Genomic DNA, 24,065 nt, shown 5'->3' on the forward strand with positions numbered 1-24,065 from the left:
CATCAATGTCTAGCGGATATGCCGGAATGATGGCAGCAGGATTGAAGATCGTTACACACTCTTCACCAATGTCGCGGCGGTATCTCTGGCGCGCGTGACGCCTTCGCGTGCCATGTCGGCGCACAAGCCGGTATAGGCCGTCGGATCCAGCAACTTCGTGATCGCGTTCTTGTCCATGTGCGCGGTCAAACGGTTGTCCGCCGCCAGAAGTTCGGAGAACGATTTGCCTTCGACGAAGGCCGCTTGCGCGGCGTCATAGACGACGTCGTGCGCATGCTGCCGACCGATCGCGATGCCGAGGTCCAGCATCACGGCTTCGGCCATGATCAATCCGCCGCCGAGATCGAGGTTGGCTCGCATGCGCTTGGGATCGACGCTGAGGCCACGCATGATCTCACACAGCCGGGCCAGCATGTCGCCGGTGGCAATGCAGGCGCGCGACTCGGCACTGTCCATCATCAGGCTGGTGGTGCGGTCGGCCTCGTGCTCGGTGGTCATGGCTTCGAGCGCCAGCGGCACCAGGCTGCGCACCTCGGCCGCGGCGGCGATGACATCCTGACAGAGTTTTGGATTGCGCTTCTGCGGCATGGTCGAGCTGCCGACGGTGCCCGGCGGCACCGGCTCCTCGACCTCGCCGAACTCGGTCTTCATCAGGGTGTAGACCTCGCGCCCGATCTTGCCGCAGGTCGCAGCGAGCAGGCCGAGGATGCATATGTTCTCCGCCAGGTGATCGCCCAGCGCACGCGACGGCACCGTCATCGTGCCGAAGCCGAGCTGGCGGCCGATGCCGGCCTGCACGGGCGGCCCCTGCTTGCCGAGCGAGGCGAAGGTGCCCGCGCCGCCGCCTAGCATGGCGACGAACAGGCGAGGGGCTGCCTGCTGCAGGCGCTCGACATGGCGCAGCAACTCGTCGATCCAGACGGCGACCTTGTAGCCGAAGGTGGCGGGCACGGCGTGCTGGCCGTGCGTGCGCCCCGCCATCGGCATGTCGGCGGTGCGTTCGGCAAGATCGGCCATTGCGGCCAGGATCTCGCCGATCTGGCGCAGGATGATCGCGTGCGCCTGGCGCAACACCAGAAGGTCACCGGTCTGCGTGATGTTCTGTGTGGTGGCGCCCCAATGCACCCAGCCGCCGTGCGGCTCGCCGACGACGCGGCCGAGTTCCCACACCAGCGGCACCAGCGTATGGCCGGTGCGGGCAAAGCCTTCGTCGATGCGCGTGCGATCCATCAGCTCGAGCCTTGCCTTGGCGGCAATGGCTTTCGCCGCCTCGGCTGGGATGATGCCGAGCTCGGCTTGAGCGCGGGCGAGGGCGGCCTCGACATCGAGCCAGGCCTGCCAGCGGTTTTCCATCCGGTAGAGCGCGCGCATACCAGGGTCGGAAACACGGGTTGCCGTCGGAAGAGTATCGCTGGTGGCAGTCATTCCGTCGTTGCTCCTTGCTCAAGATCCTTGGGACGGCCATTCCTGACGAGGTCGCCACCTGTGAAACGGGGATCATCGGTGACCTCGCGGGCGGCGAAGTCGGGCATTGGGAGAGCAGCCAGCAGATCCGCCGTACTGCACTCGGCTTCGACCATGATCAGTCCTGCGAGCGCGCCTTGAAACTCGTCGACGTGCAACGCGACGTGCGGCGGGGATTGCAGTCTGTGGCGGAGTTTCCTGATTTGAACACCAGGCAGCGACGCCGCCAGTACCGCAAACTCCTCCTCGGTCAGGTAAATCGACGTGATCAGGCGCGTCCGCGTGTCGACGTCAGCCTTGCGGCTGAACCGCAGCTTGGCTGGTCCGCCGCCGATCGGTCGGGCCTCCCTCAGCCGTAGTCGCGACCCGGTGACGTACAGATCAACGATCGCTTCGGTATGGACGATCCGTTCGCGCGGCACATTGCGACACAACCAGCGCCGCTCGTGCTCGACCGACGTGAATGCCGGCTTGGGAAAGCCCAGCGCCGTAGCGACCTGCTGGTTGATCTCCATCGACCCTATGGTGCTCGTTCGGAGGAGAACGGCAAGCGTCATGTCAACCCGAAATCAAAGCGGCTCGAGCCATCCGTTCGCCAAAGCCGATTGCGTCGCCCTGCGAACCTGACCTACGGTCGGGTCAGGCATCACCTAAAGAGATCGGCTCTCCTGCACATGGCATCGAAAAAGACCTTGCCCGCGTCGCCGGGTTTCGACGCGCTCAAGTGGCGCTGCATTGGCCCCTCGCGTGGCGGTCGCGTCGTCGCCGTCTCGGGCGATCCCGTGAACAAGATGACCTTCTATTTCGGCGCCTGCGCCGGCGGCATCTGGAAGACCGAGGATGGCGGCGTGTTCTGGCGCTGCGTCTCCGACGGCTTCATGGGTAGCTCGGCGGTCGGCTCGATCGCCGTCGCACCGTCCGATCCCAACGTGATCTATGCTGGCACCGGCGAAACAGCGATCCGCCTCGACGTCTCTTACGGTGACGGCATCTACAAGTCGACGGATGCCGGGCGCAGCTGGCAGCATGTCGGCCTGAAGAACAGCAAGTTCATTGGCCGGATCTGCATCCATCCGCAGAATCCCGATCTCGTGTATGTCGCCGTGCTGGGCGACATCTTCGGGCCCAACACCGAACGCGGCGTCTATCGCTCCAAGAATGGCGGCGCGACCTGGGAGCGGATCCTGTACCGCAGTGATGTCGCGGGCACGATCGACCTTACCATGGATCCGAACAACCCGCGCCTGCTGTTCGCCTCGATGTGGGAGGCGAAGCGCAACTTCTGGAACATTTCCAGCGGCGGTCCGGGCAGCGGCCTGTTCCGCAGCACCGACGGCGGCGACAGCTGGGAAGAGATCTCGACCTGGCCCGGCCTTCCCACGGGCATGCTGGGCAAGATCGGCGTGTCGATCTCGGCGGCACGCTCGGGCCGCGTCTGGGCGCTGATCGAGGCCGAGGGCGACAAGACCGGGCTCTACCGCTCCGACGACTTCGGCATGCGCTGGACCATGGTGTCGCCCAACCGCGACCTGATGCACCGGCCCTGGTACTACACCCATGTCTTCGCCGACCCGGGTCACGGCGACACGGTCTACGTCACGAACCTGCAAATGTGGAAGTCGACCGACGGCGGCGCGACCTTCAACGAGGTGACGACGCGCCACGGCGACAATCACGATCTCTGGATCGATCCCAAGGATCCGTCGCGCATGATCGAGGGCAATGACGGCGGCGCCCACGTCTCGTTCAACGGCGGCGCCTCGTGGTCGACGATCTACAACCAGAAGACCGCACAGTTCTATCGCATCGACGTCGACAACCAGTATCCCTACCGCGTCTACGGCACGCAGCAGGACAACACCTCGATCTCGGTGCCGAGCGCCTCGGAGTGGGGCGTCATCACCCTGGCCGACTGCTCCTATCCCGGTACCGGTGAATCGGGCTTCATCGCCGTCGACCCGCGCGACCACAACATCGTCTATGTCGGCGCCATTGGCTCGAGCCCGGGCGGCGCCGGCGCACTGCAGCGCTACGACCATCGCACGCGGCAGATCCAGCTCGTCAATGTGTGGCCGGAGGAGTCGACCGGCATCGCGCCCAAGGACCTGAAGTACCGCTTCGCCTGGACCTTCCCCATCGTGTTCTCGCCGCACGATCCCGGCACGCTCTATGCCGGCGGTAACTGTGTGTTCCGCACCCGTGACGAGGGCATGAACTGGGAGCGCATCTCGCCCGACCTCAGCCTGAACGACCGCAAGCGCCAGGGCGCCTCGGGCGGCCCGATCACCCGTGAAAGCGCCGGCGCGGAGGTCCATGCGACCTGTGCCTGCGTCGTCGAATCGCCACATCGCCGCGACGAGATCTGGGCCTCGACCGACGACGGCCTGGTGCATGTCACCTGCGACGGCGGCAAGAGCTGGAAGGACGTGACGCCCAAGGGCATGCCGGAGCTTGCCTATGTCGGCTGCGTCGAAGTCTCGCCGCATGACGCCGACACGATCTATGTGGCTGCCACGTGCTACAAGCTCGCCGACTATCGGCCGCACCTGTTCAAGAGCACCGACGGCGGCAAGAGCTGGAAGTCGATCAACGGCAACCTGCCCAAGGACGAGATCAGCCGCGTCGTGCGGGCCGATGCTGTCGCCCACGGCCTGCTCTATGTCGGGACCGAGACGGGCATCCATTTCAGCCTCGATGACGGGGCGACATGGACGCGTATGAGCGGCCTGCCCAACGTGCCGATCTACGACATGAAGCTCAAGGACAGTGACCTGGTGGCGGCGACGCACGGTCGGTCGTTCTGGATCCTCGACGACGTGACGGCGCTGCGCGGCCTGGCCGACGGGCGCCGGTCGACCCGATTGTTCGCGCCGCGCCCGGCCATCCGCACCAAGCTGCACTGGAGCGCCGGCGCCAACGTGCGCACGGGCATCGCCTATGGGCCGGCCTTCGGCATCGACGGCAGCACGGTGATGGTGGAGCGGGCCGATGGCACGCGCTATCGCGAGCATCTCGATGTCGGCGAGAACCCGCCCAATGGCGCCATCGTCTATTACTGGCTGTCCGAGAAGGACACCGGACCGGTAACGCTGACCTTCCGCGATTCGAGCGGGCGCAAGATTATCGATTGCGCGAGCAATGACACGTCGCTGTCGCCGGCGCAGCGCCCGGATACCAAGCCCGGCCTGAACCGGTTCGTCTGGAACATGAAATATCCCGGACCGACCCGGCTGGATTACGGCCTGGCGCCGCCGCGGCCCAAGCCCTTGGTGCCCGATCCGGAGAATCCGCCAGGACCGACGGTGGTGCCGGGCACCTATGGCGTGGAGCTGACTGTCGGCGAAAAGGGCAAGGACAAGAGCGACGCCGCGAAGTTCACGGTGGTCAAGGATCCGCGCCTGCCGACGACGCCCGAGGAGTACGCCGCGCAGTTCGCCCTGCACAGGGAGCTGATCGCCTCGGTGTCCAAGCTGAAGCAGGCCGTCAACCGCTTGCGCAAGATGAAGCGGCAGCTTGAGGAGGCAACCGGACATCTTGGCAAAGGCGAGCGTGCGCTGAAGAACCGCGCGGCGGCGATCGTGCGCAAGCTCTCGGTCATCGAGAGCGTCATGGTCGATCCGCATCGCAAGTCGGTGCGCGACGTGCTGCGCAACCCGGCGGGCCTCAACGACACGCTGATCGACATGGTCGCCATGGCGACCACCGCCGACCGGCCGCCGACCACCCAGACGACCGAGGTCTCGCGCGAGGTCATGGCCAAGGTCGACAGCGAGGTCGCCAAGTTCGAGGCCCTGGTGAAGGAAGACATCGCGCAGCTCAACGCCGCGCTGGCGAAGGCGCGTGTGAAGCACGTGATGGCGGAGTAGATTCTTGGTCTTCCGGACCGCGAGCCTCCAGGCTCGCTCAGGCTCATGAGCGAGCCTGGAGGCTCGCAGTCCGGAAGAGTATGAGGTTTGACGTCGTCTTTAAGAGGAATGCCATGGCCGGTGATGTCGATACCCTGACGCAGCGCTCCGCTCACGCCACCGATTCGCCCGTCGTCGAGACCGCCTCCGGTCGCGTCAGAGGCGCCACCTCAGACAGCGTGCACGTCTTCAAGGGCATCCCCTACGGTGCCTCGACGGCCGGCGCCAACCGTTTCATGCGGCCCAGCAAGCCAGCGCCATGGGCTGGTGTGCGTGACGCGCTGGCCTATGCCGGCCGTTCGCCGCAGGCGCCGGCGGCGCAACAGCGGCCCGAGCTCGCGACCGTGTGGGGACCGGTCGATACCCTGCCGGTGGGTGAAGACTGCCTCACTCTCCATGTCTGGACGCCCGGCCTCGACAACGCCAAGCGGCCGGTCATGGTCTGGCTGCACGGCGGCGCCTTCTCGTACGGCTCGGCCAACTCACCGCGCTACGACAGCACGCGGCTGGCGCGGCGCAACGATGTCGTCGTCGTGGCCGTCAATCACCGCCTCAACATCTTCGGTCATCTCGACCTGTCGCAGCTGGGCGGCGAACGCTTCGCCCAATCCGGCAATGCCGGCGTCCTCGACCTGGTGGCGGCATTGGAGTGGGTGCGCGAGCACGCCCAGCGCTTCGGCGGCGATCCCGGCAACGTCACGATCTTCGGCCAGTCCGGCGGTGGCGGGAAGGTGAGTGCGCTGCTCGCCATGCCGCGCGCCAAGGGGCTGTTCCACAAGGCCATCATCCAGAGCGGCGCCAGTGTGCGCTTTGCCGAGCGCGAACGGACGACACGCCTGGCCGATGCCGTGCTGAAGCATCTCGGACTGCGACCCGACCGTCTCGACGCGCTGCAGGCCCTGCCGCTGGAACGTCTGCAGGAGGCCGTCGTGCCGGCGCAGGCGACGCTGCCACGCCCGCGCCAGCCATTGCTCGACCGCTACAACTTCGGACCGGTGATCGACGGCAGCGTGCTGCCCGGCCAACCTTTCGACCCCGGCGCTCCAGCGCTGTCGAACGACATCCCGCTGATGATCGGCGGCACCAAGGACGAAGCGGCGATCTTTCTGGCGCCCGATGACGAGGTATGGAACCGCCGCATCACCGAGGAAGGCCTCGCCGATCGCATCGCCAAGGTCGCCGGCGCCGCCACGGCAGACCTGGTCGCCTATTACAGGCGCCGCGATCCCGCCGCGAGCCCGAGCGACCGGCTGATCACCATGCTCAGCATGTCGAATTTCCACGTACGGTCGATGTTGCTGGCCGAACGCAAGGCGGCGCGCGGCAAGGCGCCGGTCTGGATGTACAGCTTCGACTGGCAGACGCCGGCCTTCGGTGGAGCGCTGAAGTCGTCACATTCCGTCGAGGTGCCATTCGTGTTCGACACGCTCCATGTGATCGGCGAGGGGCATCGCACGCCCGGATCCCAGGCGCTGGCCGACCGCGTATCGAAGACATGGGCCACGTTCGCGCGCAACGGCGACCCCAGCAACGAGTCGATCCCGGCCTGGCCGGCCTACACGGCGGCGCGACGGGCCACGATGCTTCTCGATGACCAATGCCGCGTCGTCGACGACCCGGATGGCGAAGTGCGGCCGCTCTGGAGTAAGATCGCTGCCGGCTGAAACAGTGAACTGACGGAGGTCGACATGGCACTGCGCAAGTTCATCATCGAGCGTGACATTCCCGCGGTCGGCAGCCTGGAGCGTGAGCAGCTACGCGGCGCTGCCGCTCAATCCAACGGCGTCCTGCGCAAGCTCGGCCCGGACATCCAGTGGGTCGAGAGCTACGTCGCGGCCGACAAGACCTTCTGCGTCTATCTGGCGAAGGACGAGGAGATCATCAGGGAGCACGCCAAGCAGAGCGGCTTCCCGGCGACCAAGATCACCGAAGTCCGCAAGATGATCGATCCGACGACCGAGCAGGCCGCGTGACGGCATAGCCGTCAGCCGGGCTTGATATCGGCGGCCCGGATCACCTTGGCCCACTTCTCGGTCTCGTTGGCGAGGAAGCGGCCGAATTCGGCTGGAGTCATCGGCATCGGCACGCCGCCGAGATCGAGAATGCGCGCTTTGATCTTGGGATCGGCCAGGGCGGCGGTGACACCCTTGTTGAGCTTGTCGATGATCTCGCGTGGCATGCCGGCCGGCGCGCCGAGGCCGGCAAAGGCGCTGGTTTCGAAGCCCACCAGGAATTCGCCGAGCGTCGGGATGCCGGGTAGCAGCTCCAGCGGCGCCGGTGTCGAGACCGCGAGTGCGCGCAGGCGGCCTGCCCGGATGTGCTCGATCGACGACGGCAGGTTGTCGAACATGACCTGTACCTGGCCGCTCATCAGGTCGGCCAATGCGAGCGGGGCGCCGCGATAGGGCACGTGCTGCATGCTGACACCGGCCGTCATCTTGAACCACTCGCCGGTGACGTGCGCCACCGAGCCGGTACCGGCCGAGCCGAAATTGATCTTGCCCGGATTGGCCTTGGCGTAGGCGATGAACTCGGGAACGGTCTTGGCCGGGAAGGTCGCGTTGACGACCATGACCTGGAAGACGCGGTAGATGCCGGCGACCGGCGCGAAGTCGCGCAGCAGATCGAAGCCAAGCTTGTCGTAGAGCGTCGAGTTGATCGGGTTGTTGGCGCCGATCACCAGCAGCGTGTAACCGTCCGCCGTGGCGTGCGCGACCTGCTCGGCCGCGATGTTGCCGCCGGCGCCTGGCTTGTTCTCGACGATCACCTGCTGGGAGAACTGCTCGGCCAGCGATTGGCCGATCATGCGCGCCAGGATGTCGATCGCCTGGCCGGCAGCGAAGCCCACCATCAGGCGCACCGGCTGCGCTGGATAGGCCTGCGCATGGGCTTGCGGGACAGCGGGCAGCGCGAGCGCGCCCGCCGCCAATTGCTGGAACTGCCTGCGGCGAAGCTTCACCGGATCCTCCCATCGCCGGCTTTTTTGCGCCGGTCGGTGCGAAGCTTACGCCTTTTCAGATCAAGGCAGTAGCAAGGCGGTGTGCGGAAACACACAGAATCCCGGCGCCGAGGCTGATAGCCAGTGTGCCAGACCCTGCGTCTGGTCATTGGAGCTGCCAATGATGAAGAATCTCTTGAGCGCAATCGTCATGGCCGTCCTGGTTGGGACGTTCGTGCTGGCACCGGCCCCGCAATCGACGCTGACAGTGTTATCGCGCGCTCCTGCCGAGACCGTGGCGGTTGCTCCCGTCATCGACGACACCGCCGCCAAAGCCGCCATCGAGGCGTCCGGCTACCGAGAGGTAAGCGGACTCATCAAGGCCGCCGACGGCACGTGGCGTGCCACGGCCTACATCGGCACGGCCGAGGTCCAGCTCGTCGTGGATTCCAGGGGCCGAGTACAGCCCGACTGACTAGCTGAGCCCGGCCACCGGCACCGACGGTCGCCGGTCGGTGTGTGCCGCAAGCAACTTGCGGGCATCGGTCTCACGACCAGCCTTGAGATAGGCTGCGAGCAGCGTGTTCTCGATCAGGTCGCGCTGGGCGCGGCTGCCGCCGATGCGCACGGTCTCGGCCAGCGCCGGCTCGAGGATGGCGATCGCTTTCGCCCAGTCGCCGTCGCCATAGGCGGAAAGACCGTTGGCCAGCCGCGGCACCACATCGCCCGCGGGCGAGCGGCCGGAGGCGGCGCGCTGCTCGAGCTCGGCCACGTAGGCCGCGATGCCCTCGCGATCGCCTGCGGCGACCGAGGCCAGCGCGCGATGGACGTCGACGAAGGCGATGCCGGGCTTGGGAAAGGATTTCTGGCCGTAGGCGTGGACTTCGTTCCATAGCGCCGGCTTACGGCCGTAGCCCGCGAGCTCGGCGCGCCACAGGAAGGCCGGGGCGTCGGTGGCGACATTCAGCGCCGGGCCCCAGGCGCCGCCGGGATGGACCTGCGCCTGATAGACCTGCCAGGCGCGCTCGGTATTGCCCAGCATCAGGGCGAACAGCGCCACGTGCCACGAGATGTGGCAATGCATCAGGCCTTCCCGCTCATAGGTCGGCAGCCAGGCGTCCAGATAATCAAGGGCAGTGCGGTCCTCGCCCATTTCGTACAGGACGTGCGCCTTGATGTGGGCGCCATGAGCGTTCTTCGGGTTCGTGGCCATGCTGCGCTCGATCAGCTCGAGCGCCTCGTCGAGCCGGCCATGTTCCTCCAGCGCGAAGGCGTAGACGGCCTGGAACCACCAGTCGTTGGCGAGATGCGGTTTCAGCGCGTCAAGGAACTCGACCTGCTCGGGCTCGCGACCCTGTCGGCCGCTGAAGCCGATCAGGCCGAACACGCCGGTGGCCGGGGAGGCGACCATGGCGTCGCGCGGATGCTCGGCGAGATGGGCACGCGTGGCGGCGAACGCCCCAACCGGGTTGCCCTCGATGGCAAGGCAGAGCGCATCGATATGGCTTTGCTCGCGCGGTGTCACCTTCGGGGCGAGCTCACGGGCGCGGGCGGCGGACTGCCGGGCGCCGGAGATGTTGGCCATCAGGAAGCGGGCACGGGCGAGGGCTGCATGGGCCAGGGCGAAATCAGGATCGTTCGCGACGGCGCGCTCGAGATGCGCCTGGTCGCCATGTGCCGCCGACAGCAAGCAGTCGACGCCGGCGATATAGGCGTCGCGCGCCGCGGCGGACGAGGTGCTGAGCGGCAGGCCGTATCGATCGACAAGCATGAAGGCAGTTTCCCCTGACTGAATGCGGGTGTTATTGCTCTGATCTTCTTGGCGCAGGAGGTCTCGTGTCCAGTGAATTGAAGGGAAAGGTGGCGCTCGTCACCGGTGCCAGCCGCGGCCTGGGCGAGGGCGCGGCGCGCGCGCTTGGCGAAACCGGCGCGGCGGTCATGCTGGTGGCACGCGACGGCGCGCTGGCCGCTGGCGTGGCGCGCGACATCGTGGCCAAGGGCGGCCGTGCCGAAGCGATTGCATGCGATGTGTCGGACTACGGCGCCGTCGAGGAGGTCGTTGCCGCCACCAAGGCGCGGCTGGGCGGGCTCGACATCCTGGTCAACAACGCCGGCGTGATCGAGCCGATCTCGGAGATCGCGACCTCCGATCCCAAGGCCTGGGCCGACAACATCACGATCAATCTTGTCGGCGCCTACAATGCCATACGCGCGGTGCTGCCGGACATGCTGGCCAACGGCGGCGGCACCATCGTCAACGTCTCGTCGGGCGCCGCCTACCGGCCATTGGAAGGCTGGAGCGCCTATTGCGCGGGCAAGGCGGGGCTCGCCATGCTGACCCGGTCGATCGAGCTCGAGACCAAGGGCAAGGGTATCCGTGTCTTCGGCTTCTCGCCGGGTACGATCGACACCGAGATGCAGGTCAAGATCCGCGCCTCGGGCATGAACATGATCAGCCAGATCCCGCGCGCCAACCTCTCTCCGGTCGAGCATGCCGTGCGCGGGCTGGTCCATCTCTGCACCACGGCCAGCGACGACCTGATCGGCCAGGACGCTTCCATGCGCGACGACGCCTTCCGCGGCCGTATCGGGTTGGCCTCCTAGAGGTTGCAGGGTAGCTTATCCGGGGAAAGAGGAGGGGGGCCTATGGAAACGACGCGTGAGCTGAAACGACCGCAACTCTCGCCGGTGACGCAGGACTGGATCGACCAGCGTGTCTTCGACCTTTACGACGAGTACTGCCACGGCCGAATCGACCGCCGTGCCTTCCTGTCGCGCGCCGCAGCGGTGACCGTCGGCGGGCTGGCGATGGCGCAGGCGCTACTGCCGCAATATGCGCGGGCGCAGACCATCTCTTTCACCGACGATCGCATCAAGGCGCGTTACGTCAACTATCCGTCGCCGGGGGGCAGCTCGGGCCAGATGCGCGGCTACCTGGTGCAGCCGGCGGGCAACGGGCCTTTCCCGACCGTCCTGGTAATCCACGAAAATCGCGGTCTCAATCCCTACATCGAGGACGTGGCGCGCCGCGTCGCCGTCGCTGGCTTCCTGGCGCTGGCGCCGGACGGCCTGTTCCCGGTCGGCGGCTATCCCGGCAACGACGATGACGGCCGCACGCTGCAGGCCAAGCTCGACCAGGGCAAGCTGCGCACCGACATGGTGAACAGCGCGCGTTACCTGAAGGCGCACGAGCTTTCCAACGGCAAAGTCGGCGCCACCGGCTTCTGCTGGGGCGGCGGCACCACGAACTTCCTGGCGGCGACCTTGGGCGCCGACCTGCAAGCGGCGGTGCCGTACTACGGCGCGGCGGCGGATACCGCGTCGGTGGCCTCGATCAAGGCGCCGGTCATGATCCAGTACGCCGAGAACGACGAGCGCATCAACGCCATGTGGCCGGCCTACGAGACGGCTTTGAAGGCGGCGAACGTACCCTACGAGATGTACATCTATCCGGGCACGCAGCACGGCTTCCACAACAACTCGACGCCGCGCTACCAGGAGGCGGCGGCCAAGCTCTCGTGGGAGCGCACGGTCGCCTTCTTCAAGAAGAACGTCGTGTGACGATGAATGGGCTGCTGACGTGAGTGTCGACGGCGGCCACCGCCGGATCACCAATCGTCTGTTCTACTGGATGGCCGGCGGCTGCGGCTTCGCCACCGGCGTCGTCGGCGCTGCCTTTCATCTTGCCGTCGATCGGCTGTTGCAGTGGCCTCACTGGCTGGCGGATCGCCTGGGTACGGGTCCGCTCACCATCGCCGCGGGCGCCGGTGTTGCGGCCCTTGCCATCACGCTCGCCTACCTGCTGACGCGCTACATCGCGCCGGAGACCGCGGGCAGCGGCGTACCGGAGGTCGAGGGCGCGATGGAAGGCGTTCGCGAGGTGCGCTGGCGGCGCGTGCTGCCCGTCAAGTTCGTGGGTGGCGTGCTCAGCCTCTCCGCCGGGCTCGTCGGCGGCCGCGAGGGCCCGACCATCCATATCGGCGCATCGATCGGCGCGGCACTGGCCGAATGGCTGCGGCTCGACAAGCTGGATTTCCATGCGCTGCTTGCGGCCGGCGCGGCGGCGGGGCTTGCCTCCGCCTTCAACGCGCCGCTCGCCGCCGTGCTGTTCGTGATCGAGGAGACGCGCCGGCAGTTCCGCTACACCTTCCGCTCCTATGTCGCCGTGATCGTCGCCTCGGCCGCCAGCGCCTTCGGCATGGAGCTGGTCGGCGGCACCGCGCCGCAATTCAGGATCGATACCGACGCGCTGCCGCTGGTGATGCTGCCGCTCTTCATGGTGCTGGGCGCCGCGCTGGGTGTGCTGGGGCTCGCCTTCAACAAGACGCTGCTGATGGCGCTCGATTGGCGCGCCAAGGCGTTTGCGCGGGTGCCAATCCTCTATGCCGTCATCGTCGGCGCGGCGATCGGCGCGCTCGCCTTCGTCATGCCCATGTCGGTGAGCGGCGGCGAGAGGTTGATCGCCGAAATGCCGGTGGCCGACCTGCCGCTCAAGATGCTGGCGTTGATCGCCGTCGTGCGCTTCGTCGGCACCATGGCGAGCTATCCGGTCGGCGTGCCGGCCGGCATCTTCTCGCCCATGCTGACGCTCGCCACCACGGTCGGCCTGATCTTTGGCCTGCTGGTCGAGATGGCGCTGGAGCGCTCGTCGTTTCCCGTGCCGCCGCTGACCGGCGCGGCGTTCGCCGTGGCGGCTATGGGCGGGTTGTTCTCGTCGACCATCCGCGCGCCGCTGGTTGGCGTCGTGCTGGCGGTCGAGCTGACCGGCGCCTTCGAATTGATCCTGCCGCTGATGGTGACCTGCGTCACCGCGCACGTCGTCGCCCAGGTCCTTGGCGGCCGGCCGATCTACGAGGTGCTGTTCGAGCGCTCGGAGCGGCTGGCCGGCCGGATGCCGTCAGTGCGGTCGGCGGTAACGTCCTCGCCCGTCGGCATCGATGACCCACCTCGCTCCGAGACGCGCTGAGGTAGGGAAGGGCAGGAGATGCTGCTGGGCTACGATCCGATCAATCTGGTGTTGGCCCTGGCGGCGGGCTTCGCCTGCGGTTTCCTCAATACGGCGGCATCGTCGGGCTCGGTGGTGACGCTGCCCATCATGATCTTCCTCGGCCTCGATCCCGCGACCGCCAATGCCACCAACCGCCTGCCGGTGCTGATCGGCGCCGCCTCGGGCGCGCTCGACTTTGCCGCGCGCAAGGCGATGCCGTGGAAGATCGCCTTCCACATCGCCGCGCCAACCACGCTCGGCAGCCTGATCGGCGCGGGCCTCGCCGAGATCGTGCCGCGGCGTGACATGGGCATGGTGGTGACGGCCGGTGTCCTGTTCGCCGCCCTGCTGCTCTTCAAGAACATCAAGAACGCCATCGAGCAGGCCCAGGCCGCGGAGGTCCGGCTGCGGCCGCGCGATCTGGCGCTGTTCTTCCTGGCCGGCATTTGGCTCGGCTTCATCGTGCTGGGCGGTGCCACCTGCATGTTGCTGATCCTGACCCTGATGGTGGGCCTGGACCTGCCGCGCGCCAACGCCGTGCGCGCGGCCGCCCTGGTGCCGGTCACGCTGGTCGCCATGGTGGTGTTCGCCGCACACGGCGACATCAACTGGGTCCTGGGCGGCATCCTCAGCCTGGGCAGCATCGCCGGCGGCATGATGGGCGCGCGGCTGTCGCTGTCAGCCAATGCCAAGCGCTACGTCTTCGTGCTGCTGGTGGTCGCGATCTCGGCCGAGCTGCTGCAGCTCGCCTGGCATTATGTCTTCAACAGGCTCTGAGGGAGAGGGAATGACTGCGGCCAGCACCAGGAGGATCATCGCGGCCGGCGCCATCGGCAACGTGCTGGAATGGTACGACTTCGCGGTCTACGGCTACTTCGCCGCCGCCATCGGCCGCACCTTCTTCCCGAGCGAGGACAAAGTCGCGCAGGTGCTGGCCGCCTTCGGCATCTTTGCCGTCGGCTTCCTAATGCGCCCCGTCGGCGGCGCGGTGATCGGCTATATCGGCGACCGCCTGGGCCGCCGCACCGCGCTCACCTTCTCGGTGGCGGCGATGGCCATCCCGACCTTCCTGGTGGGCGTGCTGCCGGGCTACCAGACTCTGGGGCTTGCCGCGCCGATCCTGCTGACGCTGCTGCGCATGATCCAGGGCCTGTCGGTCGGCGGCGAATACACGACCTCGATCGTCTTCATGGTCGAGCATGCCAAGCCGGGCGGCCGCGGCCTGATCGGCGCCATGGGCTGCTGCGGCGCCGTCGGCGGCATCCTGGCGGGCTCGGCGACCGGCGCCGTGCTCGCGTCGGTGATGTCCGAGGCCGTCCTCGAAAGCTGGGGCTGGCGCATTCCCTTCATGCTCGGCCTGGTCGTTGGGCTGGCGGGCTTCTTCCTGCGCCGCGGGATCCATGAGGAAACGAAGGTGAAGACGGCGGTAGCCGCGTCGTTCCTCGCCACGGTGCGTAATCACCGGTCGCTGCTGCTCAGGCTCGCGGCGCTCTCTGTCTTCAACTCGGTCGGCTTCTACCTGATGTTCGTCTACATCGTGAGCTGGCTGCAGCTGGTCGACGGCATCGCGCCGGCGCGGGCGCTCGGCATCAACACGGTCAGCATGGCGCTGCTGCTGCCGCTGATGCTGGCGACGGCGTGGCTGTCCGACCGCATCGGCCGCCGGCCCGTGCTGATGGCCGCCACCGCCTTCGCCTTCGTCGCGGCATGGCCGCTGTTCTGGATGATGCACAACCCCGATCCAGCGTTGGTACTGCTGGGCCAGCTCGGTTTCGTGCTGTCGGTCGGCGCCTTCGTCGGTTGCCAGCCTGCCCTGATGGTGGAGACCGTGCCGACCGAGGTGCGCTGCACGGTGATTGCGCTCGGCTACAACGTCACCCTCGGCGTCATCGGCGGGTTGAGCCCGCTGGTCGCGACCTGGCTGGTCGACCGCACTGGCAACGACTACAGCCCGGCCTTCATGATCATGGCGGCCGCGGCGACCTCTTTCCTGGCGCTGCTGTCGTTCCGGGAATCGTACAGGGTCTCGCTCACCCCAGCTTGATGTTGCCCTCGGTTATGAGCTTGCCGAGCAGGGTGCGCTGGCCCTCCAGCCAGGCCTTGAACTCGGCGGGCGTATTGGGCGTGAGCACCGCGCCGGCCGCATCCAGCCGCTCCCTGACCTTGGCGTCCTTGATCGCCTCGGCGCAGACCGCCTGCATGCGAGCGATCAACTCCGTCGATGTGCCGGTCGCGGCAAAGAGACCGTTCCAGTCGATCATGTCGTAGCCCGGGTAGCCCGACTCGGCGACGGTCGGCACGTCGGGGAAGATGGCGACGCGCTGCAGGCTGGTGACGGCGAGGATGCGCACGCGGCCGCCGGCCAGCGGCGGTCGGATCGAGTTGGTGGTGATGATGACCGAATCGATTGCCCCCGCGCCGATGTCGCGCGCGGCGTCGGCGCCGCCGCGATAGGGGGCGTGGATCAGCTTGATGTCGGCGCGGCGCTGCAGCTCTTCGCCCGCCATGTGACCCATGCCGGCGGCGGGCGGCGTGCCGTAGCTGATCGTGCCCGGTTTCGCCTTGGCGGCCGCGACATACTCCTGGAGCGATTTCGCGGGAAACTCCTGCTTCACCGCCAGGACCTGAGGGAAGTCCGACAGCTTGGTCACCGGCAACCAGGTCTTCTCGTAGTCGAACGACAGGTCCTTGATCAGGAACGGATTGGTGAGCTGGTTGGCGGCGTCGATCAGGAAGGTCTGGCCGTCACGCGGCGTCTGCAGAACTGCGTTGGCCGCGACCAGCGAGTTGCCGCCGGTGCGGTTGTCGACGATGACCTGCTGGCCGATGATCTCCGAGACTCGGGCGCCGACATTGCGCGCTACCGTGTCGGCGGCGCCGCCCGCGGCAAAGGCCACGATCCAGCGCACCGGACCTTTGGGCCAGTCGCCTTGCGCGTAGCCGTGGCGCGAGAGAAAGGGCGCAGCAAAACCTGCCGCGAGAACGCCGCGGCGCAACAACCTGGTCATGGGCGACTACTCCAGCAGCTCGGGAACCACCCAGAGCGCCGGTTCTCCGCGCGCAACCCTCTGGACGTTATCGAAGCCGTTGCGCAGGCGGGTAATGTTGCTCTCGTAGGTCGGGCCGGCGAGATGTGCCGTCAGCACGACGTTGTCGAGCTTGAGCAGGGGATTGTCGGGCGGCGTCGGCTCCTCGTCGAACACGTCGAGGCCGGCGCCGAACAGCTTGTGGGCCGACAGCGCGGCGGTCATCGCCTTCTCGTCGATCACCGGGCCGCGCGAGGTGTTCACGATGATGGCCGAGGGCTTCATCACCGCGAGCTCTTGGGCGCCGATCATGCCCTGGGTCGAGGCATTGAGCGGCACATGCAGGGAGATGATGTCGGAGTGGCGCAGGATCTCGGGCAGCAGGCGGAAGCGCACGCCCAGCGCATCTTCTTCCTCCTCTTTGAGCCGCTTGATGTCGTAGTAGTGCACGACGATGCCGAAGGCCTGGGCAAGGCGCGCCACCTTCTTGCCGATGGTGCCCAACCCGATGATGCCTAAAACCTTCTCGCGCACCTGGTGGACGGTGGGCGGCTGGTTGCCGTGCCAGCGGCCGGCCGTGACGTTACTGTGCTGCGTGATCAGCCGGCGCGACACGGCCAGCATCAGCAGCATCGCATGCTCGGAGACGGCGACCGAGTTGGCGCCGCCGTTGTTGCACAGGGGCACGCCACTCTTGCGCGCCGCTGCAAGGTCGGCGCGGTCATAGCCCGCGCTCAGCATCTGGATCAGTTTCAGCTTTGGCGCGTCCTTGAAGAGCTGCGGCGTGACGTACTGCTGGATGAAGCCCACGAAGTAGTCCGTGCCGGGCAGCGCCGCCTTCATCTCCGGCGAATTGTGCAGGGCCTTGACGATCTCGAAGCCCTTCGGCGCGAGGTCGTCGACCATGGAGATAGTGTCCTTGGGTCCGACCACGAGTACGCGTTCAACCATTTAGAGTGCCTCCGCAGCAATACGATGACCTTTTAGAAGTCCGGGCAGGCGCCCGGGCTCGGTGCGGCCCCAGCCGCACTCGGCCGACAGGCCGAATTCCGTGACATGGCGCTTTGCCACCTCGACGCGCTTCCTGTCGCCAGCGTCGTCGTCGTGGTGCAGCAATCCGAGATAGAGTTTCGTTCCCTTTGGCCGCTTGAAGCTCTTCAGCGGCGCATAGAAGGCGTCGTCGGTGCGGTCCTTCGGAACCGGAACGTGGATGAAGTCGATGTGCCGTCTGGTGGCGGCGACGATGCCGTTCATCATCTCGACCAGGATGGCGGCATCCTTGGGCTGCACCAGGTGCTCGTCGTGCGGCGAGCCGTAGCACAGGTGATAGCCCATCTCGACGCCGGCCGGCACGGCATCGCCCAGCCGGCCCAGCATGTCGAAGATCTGCGTCTTGTAGTGCGCCGGGCGGTCCTTGAAATAGTCCTCGAAGGCCAGCACCTCTTGACACACATCCCACTGGATCGAGAGATCGGCCGCCGGGATCGCCTTCACGATATTGGCCAGCGCTGCCTTCAGCGCCCGTTCGTACACCCCGAAGTAGGTCTCGCGTGCCGGCCCGCTGACATAGAGGTAGCCGCTGGCCTGCGGCGTCGGCAGGCTGACCTGGAAGCGCATGTGTTTCGGGATGGCGCCGGCGGCGCGCAGTGTCTTGAAGACCTCCCAGGAGGCGAGGGCAGCCTTGTCGTAGCCCGTCTGGAAGACGACCGTCGCCGAATCGACGCCGGGCTTGAAGCGGACCTGCTCGATCTCGCGCACGATCTTGCCGTCCCACTGGATGAACTTGTAGGGCGGTACCGTGGGATCGACCTCCATCGCCGGATGGTCGACCAGCATCTGGCGCTGGAAGTAGACCCAGCGCGAGCGCTCTCCTGTCTCGCCGTCAGGAATGCAGCGCAGGAACGGACCAAGCTCGTCGGCGAGCCGCCGGAACACCTGCTCGCTGCTGTCGAGCGGGATGCTGCCGATCAGATGCAGGCGATCCTGCTTCTCCACTAGTTGACCTTCTCGAGCTTCTGGAACGAGCGCAGGTACTTCGGCACCGGTACGCCGGGATGGGTGCCGCCCCAGTTGGTATAGCTCACCTCGCCGACATAGATGTCGCCCTTACTGTCGACCGCGAGCCCATGCGGCGACAGGAACCTGCCGGGTTCCTGACCGGGGCCGTGCTCCCCGCCCAGCCGCGCGATCAGGCCGCCCTTCTTGTCGACGATGGCGAGCCGGGGCCCGATGTTGGTGTGTTTGCTGTTGACCGGCATGCCCGGTCCCAGCTCGCCGATGATGAACTTGGGGTTCTTGCCGCCGCCGGCGTAGCAATAGAGCGCGCAAGGCCGGTGCATGTTGTTCCACTGCATCTCGTACTTGCCGTTGCCGTCGAACACCTGCACGCGATGGTTCTCGCGGTCGGCCACGTAGACCCAGCCGTCGTCGTCGGTGGCGATGTTGTGAGCGATGTTGAACTGGCCGGGATCGGTGCCGGTGGTGCCCCAGCACATCAGATGCTTGCCGTCGGGCGAGTATTTGTGAACGCAGGAATTGCCGTAGCCGTCCGACACATAGATCTCGCCCTTGGGCGAGAGCGCCGTATGGGTGCAGCGGTTGAACGGCTTGCCGCTCAGGAACGGCGCGGGCTGGTTGGGCACGCCGATGGTCAGGAGCACCTTGCCCTCGGTGGTGACCTTGCGGACCGTATGGTCGCCGTCGTCGGTGCAGTAGAGGGTGTCGTCGCTGTCGATATGGATGCCGTGGGCGCGGCTGAACAGGTCTTCGCCCCACGAGCGCAGGAAGTTGCCGTCGCGGTCGAACACGATCATGGGATGCTGGCCGCGATTGAAGACGTAGACGCGGTCCTTGCTGTCGACGGCAACCGCCGCGACGTCGCGGAACTCCCAGCCGTCGGGCAGCTTCGCCCAGTTCTCGATCACGCGATAACGATGCTCGCCGCTTCCGAGGATTACGGACATGTCTCTACTCCCAAAGCTGTCATCCCGAGGCCGTAGGCCGAGGGACCTTTAATGCCATGAGCAAAGGTCCCTCGCTTCGCTCGGGATGACATCGTTATTGTCGCCTCGTCATTGCGTCAGAGATCTTCTCCGCGCTCATCAGCGTCGGGAAGTTGGTGTTGGCGCAGGGCACCACCGGGAAGATCGAGGCATCGACCACGCGCAGGCCCTGCACGCCCTTGACGCGGCCTTGCGTGTCGACCACCGACATCGGATCGTCCGGCCGGCCCATGCGGCAGGTGCAGGAGGCATGCCACACGCCGATCGCCGCCTTGCGCACGAAGGCTTCCAGCGCCTCGTCGTCGTTCATCACCTGCTCGAAGGTGAAGCCCTCGACCACGAACTTCTCGATCATGAAGCGACGCAGCGCTGACGGCCCTTCGAGGAGCTGGGCGACCAGGCTGGTCAGGATCTTGTTCTTGGTGTTGACGACGCCGACCGCCCGCACCTTGTCGCTGTAGGTGGCGGGGAAGGGCACGTCGGTGACCTCGCGCACGGCGTCGGTCATCTGCAGCGCCGCCATCAGCTTGAAGCCGCTCATCAGGCGGTCGAGGTCGCGCTTGTCGGAGAGAAGGTTGAACTCGACGATCGGTTCGCTGCGATAATCGCGTGACGCGAGCTTGACCTGTCCGGTCTCGGAATAGGTCTTGTTGATGAAGGTGAGCAGCGAGCCGATCTGCTCGCCAACCGCATGCCAGGCCGACTTGGCGACGACCACGGTGAACATGTCGCCCATTGGGATGCCCGGCAGCCCGGATGAGTAGCGCAGAGCCAGATGGATGTGCCGGCGCGTGTGATGGTTCATGCGCGCGCCGCGGCGCAGGAACGACGACAGCGCGATCGATGGATGGTCCATCAATCGCTGGCCGACGCCGGGCAGGGCGGCGACCACGGGGATGCCCATCTCGCTCAAGTGGCCGACCGGGCCGATGCCGGCGCGCATCAGGTGGGCCGGCGTATGGATGGCGCCCGACGACAGGATCACTTCCCTGGCGCGGAACTCCTGCTCCTTGCCGGCGATCATCGCGGTGACGCCGACGCAGGTCGTGCCTTCGAACAGCAGCGACTTGACCTGCGTCTCGGTCGAGATGGTGAGGTTGGGTCGCTTGCGCGTTTCGCCGTCGAGATAGCCCATCGCCGCCGACACCCGCCGCTCCTCGGCGTTGGAGTGAGTCACCGGGAAATAGCCCTCGACGAACTCGCCATTCTGGTCGGGCAGGAACTTGTAGCCCTTGGACTCGAAGGCCTTGGCGACCGCCTTGTCGTGGGCCGTCCAGTGCTCGGGAGGGATGCGGCGCACCGGGATGCGCCCTTCCTTGCCATGCCAGGGCCCGTCGAAGTCGAGGTCGCGCTCGACCTTCTTGAAGAATGGCAGGACCTGGTCCCAGCCCCAGCCCTCGGCGCCGCGGCTTGCCCACTCGTTGTAGTCGGTGGGCGCGCCGCGGTTGGCCATCTGGCCGTTGATCGACGAGCCGCCGCCCAGCACGCGCGCCTGCTCGTACTTGCGCAGCGGCGGTCGGTTCTCCTGCGGATTGTTGTGCGACACGACCTGGGTGTGGACCTTGAGGTCGGTCCAATGGAAGCGCGGATCGAAGTACGCCGTGCCGGAGTAGCTGTCGGCGATCTCCTTGGGCTCCTTGCCCGGCGGCGTGTCCTGGCCCGCCTCGCACAGCAGCACCTTGTTGGCGCTCTTGGCCGACAGCCGATGCGCCATGACCGAGCCGGCTGAGCCGCCGCCCACGATGATGTAGTCGTACACGGGTGCGTTTCCTCGAGGTTGTTGGTCAGACGCTAACCCGTTGGGCAATGTGGCGAAACCAAGATATTTCGCCGCGCAACGCTTGAGGTGCCTCGACGTTCACGTCGGACCTGCAATCAAAGAGGAGGCACTATCAATGAAGCGTACCCTTCTTGCCCTGGCCCTCGTGACCGCTGCCGGCGCCGCGGGCGCTCAGACTGTCACCACCCCGCCGGTCGGCGGCGCGACGGTGACTCCACCGTCAGTCGGCGGCGGTGCCGTGACGACCCCGCCCGCGACCGCGCCGGCTGTCAACACACCTGCCATGCCTTCGCGCTCGGTGGGCGCCGGTGGCACTACTGTGACCACGCCGCCCGTGAGCGGCGGCACTGTGCAGGCTCCGTCGGCCGGGTCGGCTGGCGTCACCACGCCTTCGGCCAATCCGCCGGGCGTGAGCACGTCGGGCATTCCCGCGAGGACCGTCACGGCCCCCAGCCAGGCCAATGCGCCGGCGCTGCCCAATGCCCAGGGTTCGGCCAACGCGGTAAAGAAGATCGAGGGCGACGGCTATAAGAACGTGCAGGGCCTCCAGCGCAATGCCGACGGCAGCTGGAGCGGCAAGGCGCTGCGTGGCGGCCAGTTGGTCGACGTGCGCGTCGACGCGCGCGGCAACGTCGTCACCAGGTAGCGTAGCGTCCGATCAGCCCCATTCGAGCCCGCCTCGTCAGCCGACGGGGCGGGCTTCCCTCGTTGTGCTTGCGGCCGCGGCGCCGGCCTGCAATCGTTCGGCTCAAGCACTGTGGGAGGTTTCGTATGCCGGACGTCACAGCCGCAAATTCTGACATCGCCACGCCTGAGCTCATGAAGGCGATCTCGGCCGCCTTCAACAGCCGCGACGTCGATCGCATCGTCTCGCACTTCACCGATGACGCCACCTTCTGGCTGGCGCGCGGACCCGAGCCGGTCGGCCGCACGCTCAAGGGCAAGGAGACGATCCGCAAGACGCTGGCCGCGCGCTTCAAGGTGATCCCCGACATGCGCTGGGACCACAAGGAGTACATCTACGCCGGCAACCGCGCGATCTCGGTGTGGACCGTGAAAGGCAAGGGCGCCGACGGCGAGGATCTGAACTACCAGGGCTGCGACATCTATACGTTTCGCGGCGGGAAGATCTGCGCCAAGGACACCTACTGGAAGATCGTCGAGCAAAAGGATCGCCTGTGATGACCCTCGATCTCCTCATCCGCGGCGGCACCCTCGTCGACGGCTCGGGCAAGCCGCGCTTTTCCGCCGATGTCGGCGTCAAGGACGGCCGCATCGTCGAGGTCGGCCGCGTCACATCGGCCGCCTCGCGCACGATCGATGCCCACGGCCTGATCGTGTCGCCGGGCTTCATCGACGGCCACACCCACATGGATGCGCAGGTGGCGTGGGATCCGCTGGGCAGCTGCTCGTGCTGGCACGGCGTCACCTCGGTGGTGATGAGCAATTGCGGCTTCGCTCTGGCGCCCTGCAAGCCCGAGGACCGCGACTGGTATGCACGCTGCCTGTCGGCGGTGGAGGACATTCCGACCGAGGCCATGGCCGCCGGCATCGACTGGACCTGGGAGACCTTCCCGGAATATCTCGCGACCGTCGAGCGCCTGCCCAAGGCGATCAACTACGGCATGTATATCGGCCATTCGGCGCTGCGCATGTACGTCATGGGCAAGCGCGCGCTGACCGAGGCCGCGAGCGAGGACGACATGGCGCGCATGGCCGCCGCCGTGAAGGAAGCGCTGAAGGCGGGGTCCATGGGCTTCTCCAGCTCGCGCGCCTCGACCCACGTCACACCCGACGACACGCCGGTGGCGAGCCGCATCGCCGAATGGCAGGAGATCGACCGCATCATCGCGGCGATGGCCGAGCTCGATGCCGGCATCTTCCAGGTCGGGCCCGATATCTCGAGCGGGCCGAACCATCGCACCTTCCTCGAACGCCTGCGCAAGGTGGCACTGGATTACAAGCGCCCGATCATGTTCGGCGTGCTGGCGACGAAGCAGGGAGACGATCCCACGGGCTGGCAATATCAGACCAAGTACATCGACGACACGGTTGCCGCCGGCGGCCGCATGTTCGGCCAGGGCACGACGCGCTCGATCAACGCCATCTTCTCGCTGAAGTCCTACCTGCCGTTCGACGTGCTGCCGGCATGGCGGCCGCTCCGCGCCCTGCCGATCGCCGAACAGATGAAGAAGCTTCGCGACCCGGCCGTGCGCCGCGAGCTGGTCGAGGCCGAAGCGCGCATGAAGCCGCGCGATGGCGTGTTCCAGGGCGGCGGGGCGGCGACGACCGATCCGCGCAAGCCCGACTATACCAACCTGTTCGCCCTGAAGGGCGTCGATTGGGACGATCCCACGGTCGACCAACTCGCCAAGGCGAGCGGGCGGCACCCGGTCGAGGTGATGATCGACCTGTCGCTGAAGGACGAGAACCAGGTCTACGTTCAGCCGCTGGTCAACGAGACGCCCGACGATGTCTTGGGCATCCTGAAGCATCCGCGCACGCTTGCGACCTTCTCCGACTCGGGCGCCCATGTCTGCCAGGAGATGGGCTCCTCGCTGCAGACGCACCTCCTGAGCTACTGGGTGCGCAAGCGCGGCGCCTTTACGCTCGAGCAGGCGATCAAGAAGCTGACGCACGACAATGCGGTGGCCTGGGACCTCAACGACCGCGGCGTCGTGCGCGAAGGGTACAAGGCCGATCTCGTGCTGTTCGAGGAGAATGGCATCCGTCCACTGCTGCCGACGGTCGAGAAGGACCTGCCGGGCGGCGCGCGCCGCCTGGTGCAGAAGGCCGAGGGCATCAAGGCCACGGTGGTGAACGGTGCCGTGGCCTTCGAGAACGGCGAGGCGACTGGTGCCTATGCCGGCACCGTGCTGAAGGGCCGCCTGGCCTCCTAGAGCACAATCCGCCCAGCTGGAATCAGCTGGGCGGATTGTGCCTCTTGCAACAAGGATCTCCAG

Annotated in this window: 21 protein-coding genes; 12 read left to right on the forward strand and 9 right to left on the reverse strand. The window is 66.7% G+C overall.

Annotated elements, in window-relative coordinates; translation table 11 throughout:
* Window positions 1-51 precede the first annotated feature (51 nt).
* Window positions 52-1,425 (reverse strand): class-II fumarase/aspartase family protein, encoded by a 1,374-nt coding sequence (locus tag RSO01_RS27935; protein WP_147153671.1) that lies wholly within the window; start codon window positions 1,423-1,425, stop codon window positions 52-54.
* Complete coding sequence (locus RSO01_RS27940) at window positions 1,422-1,979, reverse strand: CYTH domain-containing protein (RefSeq protein ID WP_147153673.1); 558 nt, start codon at window positions 1,977-1,979, stop codon at window positions 1,422-1,424. The genes RSO01_RS27935 and RSO01_RS27940 overlap by 4 nt, the downstream gene beginning before the upstream one ends.
* A 159-nt stretch (window positions 1,980-2,138) precedes the next feature.
* Here RSO01_RS27940 and RSO01_RS27945 point away from each other — a divergent pair, with 159 nt between their 5' ends.
* The 3 genes from RSO01_RS27945 (at window position 2,139) to RSO01_RS27955 (ending at window position 7,342) form a co-directional block, all read left to right on the forward strand.
* A complete protein-coding gene (locus RSO01_RS27945) occupies window positions 2,139-5,330 on the forward strand; it encodes a WD40/YVTN/BNR-like repeat-containing protein (protein ID WP_147153675.1) in 3,192 nt (1,063 codons plus the stop codon).
* Window positions 5,331-5,443: 113 nt separating this feature from the next.
* Window positions 5,444-7,033: a carboxylesterase/lipase family protein gene (locus RSO01_RS27950; protein WP_147153677.1), complete on the forward strand. Its 1,590-nt coding sequence runs from the start codon at window positions 5,444-5,446 to the stop codon at window positions 7,031-7,033.
* 24 nt (window positions 7,034-7,057) lie between these two features.
* Window positions 7,058-7,342, forward strand: a complete 285-nt coding sequence (locus RSO01_RS27955) for a DUF4242 domain-containing protein (protein WP_246158870.1) — start codon at window positions 7,058-7,060, stop codon at window positions 7,340-7,342.
* An 11-nt stretch (window positions 7,343-7,353) separates the two neighbouring features.
* On the opposite strand, the gene RSO01_RS27960 is transcribed toward RSO01_RS27955, so the two are convergent.
* Window positions 7,354-8,328, reverse strand: coding sequence for a Bug family tripartite tricarboxylate transporter substrate binding protein (locus tag RSO01_RS27960; protein ID WP_246158872.1), 975 nt, complete (start codon window positions 8,326-8,328; stop codon window positions 7,354-7,356).
* A gap of 160 nt (window positions 8,329-8,488) precedes the next feature.
* Between RSO01_RS27960 and RSO01_RS27965 the strand changes: the two genes are divergently transcribed.
* Entirely contained in the window at window positions 8,489-8,782 is a 294-nt protein-coding gene (locus RSO01_RS27965) for a hypothetical protein (RefSeq protein ID WP_147153680.1), read from the forward strand.
* On the opposite strand, the gene RSO01_RS27970 is transcribed toward RSO01_RS27965, so the two are convergent.
* The gene (locus RSO01_RS27970; protein ID WP_147153682.1) at window positions 8,783-10,078 is read right to left on the reverse strand and encodes a tetratricopeptide repeat protein; all 1,296 of its coding nucleotides are present in this window, start codon (window positions 10,076-10,078) and stop codon (window positions 8,783-8,785) included. It lies immediately after the preceding gene.
* A 65-nt stretch (window positions 10,079-10,143) separates the two neighbouring features.
* Between RSO01_RS27970 and RSO01_RS27975 the strand changes: the two genes are divergently transcribed.
* The 5 genes from RSO01_RS27975 to RSO01_RS27995 are packed head-to-tail and all read left to right on the forward strand — an operon-like array spanning window position 10,144 to window position 15,338.
* Window positions 10,144-10,911 carry an SDR family NAD(P)-dependent oxidoreductase gene (locus RSO01_RS27975; protein WP_218037479.1) on the forward strand — a complete coding sequence of 256 codons (768 nt, stop codon included), beginning with the start codon at window positions 10,144-10,146 and terminating at the stop codon, window positions 10,909-10,911.
* Between the two features lie 42 nt (window positions 10,912-10,953).
* A complete protein-coding gene (locus RSO01_RS27980) occupies window positions 10,954-11,868 on the forward strand; it encodes a dienelactone hydrolase family protein (protein ID WP_147153684.1) in 915 nt (304 codons plus the stop codon).
* Window positions 11,869-11,887: 19 nt separating this feature from the next.
* The gene (clcA, locus tag RSO01_RS27985; RefSeq protein ID WP_246158873.1) at window positions 11,888-13,273 is read left to right on the forward strand and encodes a H(+)/Cl(-) exchange transporter ClcA; all 1,386 of its coding nucleotides are present in this window, start codon (window positions 11,888-11,890) and stop codon (window positions 13,271-13,273) included.
* An 18-nt stretch (window positions 13,274-13,291) separates the two neighbouring features.
* Window positions 13,292-14,071, forward strand: a complete 780-nt coding sequence (locus RSO01_RS27990) for a sulfite exporter TauE/SafE family protein (protein ID WP_147153686.1) — start codon at window positions 13,292-13,294, stop codon at window positions 14,069-14,071.
* 10 nt (window positions 14,072-14,081) lie between these two features.
* On the forward strand, window positions 14,082-15,338 hold the full coding sequence (locus tag RSO01_RS27995) for an MFS transporter (RefSeq protein WP_170303406.1): 1,257 nt from the start codon (window positions 14,082-14,084) through the stop codon (window positions 15,336-15,338).
* Here RSO01_RS27995 and RSO01_RS28000 read toward each other — a convergent pair.
* The 5 genes from RSO01_RS28000 to RSO01_RS28020 all read right to left on the reverse strand — a co-directional run bounded on the left by RSO01_RS28000 (window position 15,325) and on the right by RSO01_RS28020 (window position 21,081).
* The gene (locus tag RSO01_RS28000) at window positions 15,325-16,302 is read right to left on the reverse strand and encodes a Bug family tripartite tricarboxylate transporter substrate binding protein (protein ID WP_147153689.1); all 978 of its coding nucleotides are present in this window, start codon (window positions 16,300-16,302) and stop codon (window positions 15,325-15,327) included. The genes RSO01_RS27995 and RSO01_RS28000 overlap by 14 nt on opposite strands.
* Window positions 16,303-16,308: 6 nt before the next feature.
* Complete coding sequence (locus tag RSO01_RS28005; protein ID WP_147153691.1) at window positions 16,309-17,271, reverse strand: NAD(P)-dependent oxidoreductase; 963 nt, start codon at window positions 17,269-17,271, stop codon at window positions 16,309-16,311.
* Window positions 17,272-18,315 (reverse strand): hypothetical protein, encoded by a 1,044-nt coding sequence (locus RSO01_RS28010; RefSeq protein WP_147153693.1) that lies wholly within the window; start codon window positions 18,313-18,315, stop codon window positions 17,272-17,274.
* The gene (locus RSO01_RS28015) at window positions 18,315-19,283 is read right to left on the reverse strand and encodes a peptidyl-alpha-hydroxyglycine alpha-amidating lyase family protein (RefSeq protein WP_147153695.1); all 969 of its coding nucleotides are present in this window, start codon (window positions 19,281-19,283) and stop codon (window positions 18,315-18,317) included. The genes RSO01_RS28010 and RSO01_RS28015 overlap by 1 nt, the downstream gene beginning before the upstream one ends.
* Before the next feature lie 94 nt (window positions 19,284-19,377).
* Window positions 19,378-21,081 carry a GMC family oxidoreductase gene (locus tag RSO01_RS28020; RefSeq protein WP_147153697.1) on the reverse strand — a complete coding sequence of 568 codons (1,704 nt, stop codon included), beginning with the start codon at window positions 21,079-21,081 and terminating at the stop codon, window positions 19,378-19,380.
* A 136-nt stretch (window positions 21,082-21,217) separates the two neighbouring features.
* Between RSO01_RS28020 and RSO01_RS28025 the strand changes: the two genes are divergently transcribed.
* From RSO01_RS28025 to RSO01_RS28035, 3 genes are all read left to right on the forward strand, one after another.
* Complete coding sequence (locus RSO01_RS28025) at window positions 21,218-21,748, forward strand: NADH-quinone oxidoreductase subunit E (protein WP_147153699.1); 531 nt, start codon at window positions 21,218-21,220, stop codon at window positions 21,746-21,748.
* A 125-nt stretch (window positions 21,749-21,873) separates the two neighbouring features.
* On the forward strand, window positions 21,874-22,284 hold the full coding sequence (locus tag RSO01_RS28030) for a nuclear transport factor 2 family protein (protein ID WP_147153701.1): 411 nt from the start codon (window positions 21,874-21,876) through the stop codon (window positions 22,282-22,284).
* Window positions 22,284-24,002, forward strand: a complete 1,719-nt coding sequence (locus RSO01_RS28035) for an N-acyl-D-amino-acid deacylase family protein (protein ID WP_147153703.1) — start codon at window positions 22,284-22,286, stop codon at window positions 24,000-24,002. The genes RSO01_RS28030 and RSO01_RS28035 overlap by 1 nt, the downstream gene beginning before the upstream one ends.
* Window positions 24,003-24,065: the final 63 nt, after the last annotated feature.

This window comes from Reyranella soli (assembly GCF_007992495.1).
GTDB lineage: Bacteria > Pseudomonadota > Alphaproteobacteria > Reyranellales > Reyranellaceae > Reyranella > Reyranella soli.